The sequence below is a fragment of the Cetobacterium sp. genome (assembly GCF_048470075.1).
Taxonomy (GTDB): domain Bacteria; phylum Fusobacteriota; class Fusobacteriia; order Fusobacteriales; family Fusobacteriaceae; genus Cetobacterium_A.
In genome coordinates this window covers 1-5,810 of the sequence record NZ_DBGBQB010000001.1, presented here as the reverse complement: position 1 = coordinate 5,810, position 5,810 = coordinate 1, and the positions used below count along the sequence as shown (strand labels likewise).

General features: G+C 32.3%; 6 protein-coding genes. All 6 read left to right on the top strand.

What is annotated here, in order from left to right; all coding sequences use genetic code 11:
• Positions 1–33: 33 nt before the first annotated feature.
• From scpB to ACMOUI_RS00005, 6 genes are read left to right on the top strand one after another with little or no spacing between them, the layout of a single operon-like run.
• Complete coding sequence (gene scpB / locus ACMOUI_RS00030; RefSeq protein ID WP_418963698.1) at positions 34–567, top strand: SMC-Scp complex subunit ScpB; 534 nt, start codon at positions 34–36, stop codon at positions 565–567.
• Positions 554–1,258 (top strand): pseudouridine synthase, encoded by a 705-nt coding sequence (locus ACMOUI_RS00025; protein WP_418963697.1) that lies wholly within the window; start codon positions 554–556, stop codon positions 1,256–1,258. The genes scpB and ACMOUI_RS00025 overlap by 14 nt, the downstream gene beginning before the upstream one ends.
• Before the next feature lie 18 nt (positions 1,259–1,276).
• Positions 1,277–1,567 (top strand): Asp-tRNA(Asn)/Glu-tRNA(Gln) amidotransferase subunit GatC, encoded by a 291-nt coding sequence (gatC, locus tag ACMOUI_RS00020; RefSeq protein WP_418963696.1) that lies wholly within the window; start codon positions 1,277–1,279, stop codon positions 1,565–1,567.
• Between the two features lie 20 nt (positions 1,568–1,587).
• Positions 1,588–3,033: an Asp-tRNA(Asn)/Glu-tRNA(Gln) amidotransferase subunit GatA gene (gene gatA, locus ACMOUI_RS00015; RefSeq protein WP_418963695.1), complete on the top strand. Its 1,446-nt coding sequence runs from the start codon at positions 1,588–1,590 to the stop codon at positions 3,031–3,033.
• Positions 3,033–4,478: an Asp-tRNA(Asn)/Glu-tRNA(Gln) amidotransferase subunit GatB gene (gatB, locus tag ACMOUI_RS00010; RefSeq protein ID WP_418963694.1), complete on the top strand. Its 1,446-nt coding sequence runs from the start codon at positions 3,033–3,035 to the stop codon at positions 4,476–4,478. Before gatA ends, gatB begins: the two co-directional genes overlap by 1 nt.
• A gap of 12 nt (positions 4,479–4,490) precedes the next feature.
• On the top strand, positions 4,491–5,675 hold the full coding sequence (locus ACMOUI_RS00005) for a L,D-transpeptidase family protein (RefSeq protein WP_418963693.1): 1,185 nt from the start codon (positions 4,491–4,493) through the stop codon (positions 5,673–5,675).
• The last annotated feature ends 135 nt before the right edge of the window (positions 5,676–5,810 follow it).

Here is a 5,810-nt window from a genome sequence, read left to right as displayed (position 1 = left end):
ATATAGGGGATTAATATGATAAACAATGATACAATAGGAATAAAAGAACAGATTGAATCCATACTTTTATTAGGTGGAGATGAAATAAAAATAAGAGATTTAAGTAAATTCTTTTCAATATCTGTAGAAAAAATTTTACAGATTTTAGAGATTTTAAAAAAAGAGCGTTTTAATACAGGAATAAATATTGAAATAGACCAAGAGGTTGTTTATTTAATTACAAACCCAAGATGTGGGGAAATAGTAAATATGTATTTTAAACAGGATGTAAAACCTAAGAAATTATCCAATGCAGCTTTGGAAACTCTTTCCATAATAGCTTATCGTCAACCAATAACTAAAAGTGAGATAGAAGCTGTTAGAGGTGTTTCAACGGATAGAGTTATTCAAACTTTAGAGGAAAGAAAATTTGTACGTATTTGTGGAAAAAAAGAGAGTATAGGAAGACCAAATTTATATGAGATAACAGATAAGTTTTTAGGATACTTAGGAATTTCAACGGTAGAGGAGCTACCACAATATGAGGATATGAAGGAGAAATTAAATGGAACCAATGAGAATAAATAAGTATCTAGCACAAAATGGCTATGCATCGAGAAGAGAGATAGATAAACTTATTGAAAATGGAGATATAAAGGTCAATGGAATGGACGTTGTGCCTGGACAGAAGATCACAGATAAGGATAAAATCTATATAAAAGGGCAGTTATTTGAAAAACCAAAATCAGAGAATAAAGTTTATTTTTTACTTAATAAACCTAAGGGAGTTTTAAGTGCTTCAAAAGATGATAGAGGTAGAAAAACTGTTGTGGATTTAATAGATACAAAGGAGAGATTATATCCAATTGGAAGATTAGATTCTGATACAGAGGGAGCTATAATTCTGACAAATGATGGAGATATCTTTAATAAAGTTATACACCCAAAGGGAGAGGTATATAAGGAGTATTTTGCTATTGTAAAAGGTGAAATAAGAGATAAAGACCTTTCGAGATTAGCAAAAGGGATAATTTTAGATGATGGACCAACTCTTCCAGCTAGAACAAAGATTCTAAAGAGAGCTCAAGGTAAAAGCGAGGTTATAATTGCTATTAGAGAGGGAAAAAATCGTCAAGTTAGAAGAATGTTTGATGCGGTAAAACATCCAGTAGTTTATTTGAGAAGAGAAGCTATTGGTAAAATAAACTTGGGTGATTTAGAGTTAGGAAAGTATAGAAAACTAACATCGCAGGAGATAAAGTATTTAAAATCATTATAGAATATAGGAGGAAAATAGATGTCTTTAACAAAAGAAGAGGTTCTAAATGTAGCTAAATTAGCAAGATTGGAATTCAATGAAGAGGAGATTGTAAGATTTCAAGAAGACCTAAATAATATCTTAGATTATATAGATGTTTTAGGAGAGATAAATACTGATGAAGTAGAGCCATTAGTACAAATCCATGAAACTGGAGTTAAATTGAGAGAGGATATTGTAAGAGAATCTTTAACAGCTCAAGAGGCTATGAAAAATGCACCTGCTTCAGAGGATGGAGCACTAATAGTACCAAAAGTAGTTGGAGAATAAATTTAAAGGAGGATTTTTCTGTGAAGAAGATATATGAGTTAACAGCTTTTGAAATAAAAGAAAAAATATTAAATAGAGAGTTAACATCTGAAGAGGTTGTTACAGCTATTTTTAATAGAATAGAAGAAACAGATGGAGAGATCGGAAGTTTTGTGTCTTTAAGAAAAGAAAAGGCACTAGAAGAGGCAAGATTAGTTGATAAAAAAATACAAAATGGAGAACCAGTAGGAGCTTTAGCAGGAATTCCAGTAGCTTTAAAAGATAATATGGTATCTATAGGAGAACCTTCTCAATCAGCATCTAAGATATTAGAGGGATATGAAGGGATATATGACGCTACAGTTGTAAAAAAACTAAAGGATGCAGACGCAATAATAATTGGAAAAACAAATATGGATGAGTTTGCAATGGGTTCAACTACAACAACATCTGCCTATGAAAAGACAACTAAAAATCCTTGGGATTTAGATAGAGTTCCTGGAGGAAGTAGTGGAGGAGGAGCGACTTCTGTTGCCTCAAATCAATGCTTTATATCTTTAGGATCTGATACTGGTGGAAGTATTAGACAACCGGCATCATTTTGTGGTGTAGTTGGATTAAAGCCAACTTATGGAAGAATATCTAGATACGGACTTATGGCATTTGCATCGTCACTGGATCAGATAGGACCATTTGCTAAAACAGTTAAAGATGTAGCTTTAGCTTTAAATACACTGGCTGGAGTGGACGATTATGATTCCACTGTGGAAGAGGTGGAAGTTCCAAATTATTTAGATTATTTAACTGGTGATATAAAAGGAATGAAGATAGGAGTTCCGAAAGAATATTTCATAGAGGGACTAAATCCAGGAGTAAAAAAGGTTGTAGATGAAGCTTTAGAAACTTTTAAATCTTTAGGTGCAGAGATAGTGGAGATATCATTACCCCATACAAAATATGCAGCTCCAACTTACTATGTATTAGCACCTGCAGAAGCTAGTTCAAATTTGGCTAGATTTGATGGAGTTAGATATGGACACAGAACAACAAATGCTTCAAATATAGATGAGTTATATACAAAGTCGAGAAGTGAAGGGTTTGGAGATGAAGTAAAAAGAAGAATTATGATAGGAACGTATGTTTTAAGTGCAGGATTCTTTGATGCATACTTTAAAAAAGCTCAAAAAGTTAGAAGATTAATAAAAAATGACTTTGATAAAGCTTTTGAACAAGTGGACATTATATTCACTCCTGTAACACCAGGACCTGCTTTTAGATTAGATGCTAAGAAGACTCCAGTGGAATTATATCTGGAAGATATCTTTACAATACCAGCAAACCTAGCAGGAATACCAGGAATTTCAATACCAGCAGGAATGACTGAAGGATTACCAGTTGGAATCCAACTATTAGGAAGAGCATTTGGAGAAAAAGATATCTTAAAAGCAGGAGATGCTTTTGAAAAAGCGATAAAGGAGAGAGTGTAATGGCGAGACAATGGGAATCGGTAATAGGACTTGAAGTACACCTTCAATTAAAAACAGGAACAAAAGTTTGGTGTGGATGTAGTGCAGACTACGATAATTCACCAACAAATACTCATACATGTCCAATATGTTTAGGACATCCAGGAGCATTACCAAAGTTGAATAAAAAAGTAGTAGAATATGCAATAAAAGCAGCGTTGGCTTTAAATTGTAAAATCAATAATGTAAGTGGTTTTGATAGAAAAAATTATTTTTATCCAGATACTCCAAAAAATTATCAGATAACTCAATTTGAAAAACCATATTGTGAAAAGGGACATTTAGATGTAAAACTAAATTCAGGTAGAGAGTTTACTGTTGGAATTACAAGAATCCAAATAGAGGAAGATGCAGGAAAGTCAATACATGCTGGATCAGAGTCACTAATAAATTTCAACAGAGCATCAATGCCTCTTTTAGAGATAATATCTGAGCCTGATTTAAGAAGTTCAGAGGAAGCTTATGAGTACTTAAACCTTTTAAAAAGCACTATAAAATACACTGGAATCAGTGATGTTTCAATGGAATTAGGGTCTCTAAGATGTGACGCAAATATATCGGTAATGGAAAAGGGAAGCAAAGTTTTTGGAACAAGAGTGGAAGTGAAGAATCTGAACTCATTTAAAGCAGTAGCTAGAGCTATTGACTATGAGATTGGAAGACAGATTGAAGCTATTGAAAATGGAGAAACAATAGATCAAGAAACTAGACTTTGGGATGATGATGCTCAGGTAACAAGAGTTATGAGAAGTAAAGAGGATGCAATGGACTATAGATATTTTGCAGAACCAGACCTTCCAAAGCTTGTTATAAAAAATGAGGAGATTGAAAGAGTAAAAGAGTTAATGCCAGAATCAAAAACAGATAAGTTAAGAAGATTTACTGAAGAGTATGGATTACCAGAATATGATGCAAACATACTAACTGATGAGATAGAGTTAGCTGATTATTTCGAAAGAGTAGTAAAAGTCACTGAGAATGCTAAACTTTCTTCTAACTGGATAATGACAGAAGTTTTAAGAGAATTAAAAGAGAGTGGAAAAACAATAGAGGAATCTAAAATATCCTCAGAAGATTTAGGGAAAATAATAAACCTAATTCAAAAGAGTGTAATTTCATCAAAAATAGCTAAAGAGTTATTTACTATAAAGTTAAATGATAGTAGAGATCCAGAGGTTATTGTAAAAGAAGAGGGTATGGTACAGGTTGTTGACTTAGGAGAGATAGAGGGAATTGTAAATCAAGTTCTAGTAGATAATCCTAAGATGGTAGAGGATTTTAAAAACTCTGATGAGGGTAGAAAACCAAGAGTTTTAAAAGGATTAATAGGACAGGTAATGAAACTATCAAAAGGAAAAGCTAACCCGACTATAGTTACAGAACTGATGGAATCAAAATTAAAATAGGTAGGTTATAGAATGAAAAAAAGCAAATTAATCTCTTTGGGGATTATGGTATTTGGACTTACTTTTTTATCACAACCACTTCATGCAGTTACTAAAACGTTAAAAGAAAAGTACGAAAACGTAATACCAATGAGTGTACACGTAAATATAATGAATAATGAGGCTGAGCCAGAGTATTTAAACTATGTTTTTATTAAAAGTGTGGATGCTCCAATAAGACAGGACTCATCCATATACTCTAAAGAGATTGTAAGATTCCCTTTCAATACAAAATTAAAGGTTTTGGAAAAGGTTGAATCCAATGGAAATGAATGGTATAAAGTTGAGCTAAAGGATAAAAATGGAAATAGGATAGAGGGATATGTATCAGCAATGCTTGTTACATTGAGAAGATTTAAGTTTGAAGAGATGAACAATAGAGTTCATAAACTTACACAGTTTTTACAATCAGAGGCAGCTAAAGGAAAAGAGCTAGTTTCAATCAATACATATGTACCAAATCCAAGTAACCAAAACATGAGTAGAGTAAAGGATAAATATGGAGTTTCAGCAGATCAAAATGCTAGAGCAAGTTATAATGGTGAAACGATATTTATACCTGATAGATCGTTGATGTCAATAGAGTCTGCAAAGGGTAATGATGTTTATGTAAATGCTCTTTCAATTCCTGAAAAACCATTGAAAGTTAGTAAAAATGTGATAACAAGATATCCTGCTGTTAGTCCAAACTTTAGAAAAGCAATTGTTATTGATTTAGAAAATGAAAATCAAGGGATATTTCAGAAAAATTCAGATGGGCAATGGGAACTTATATCATATACTTTAAATAAAACTGGAATGGAAAGCACATTGGGGTTTGATACTCCAAAAGGGTATTTTATTGTACCGGTATTAAAGTATGAAATGGGTTATAGAGATGAGTATAACAATGCTGCGGGAATGGCTAAATATGCGATTCGTTTCTCAGGTGGTGGATATATTCATGGAACACCAATCAATTTTGAAGAAAATATAAATAGAGATTTTTTCTTGAGAGAAAAAGATGGGACATTAGGAACAGTTGAAGGAACTAGAAAGTGTATTAGAAATATGGAATCACATATTAAGTTTCTTTTTGATTGGGTAACTAATGGAAAAGTTAATAGAAAATCCAATGAACAAAGACCAGATGAAAATGTAATGGTTATAGTATTTTAAATAAAAGGCTACCTCAAAAGTTAAAGCAAAAAAGCTTTTTCCAATGAGAGTATGCCTTTTTTTTATTGAAATATTTACATAAAAATATTGACAACAAAATAATCCTAAATATATAATTGCCATAAAAAGTCAAAA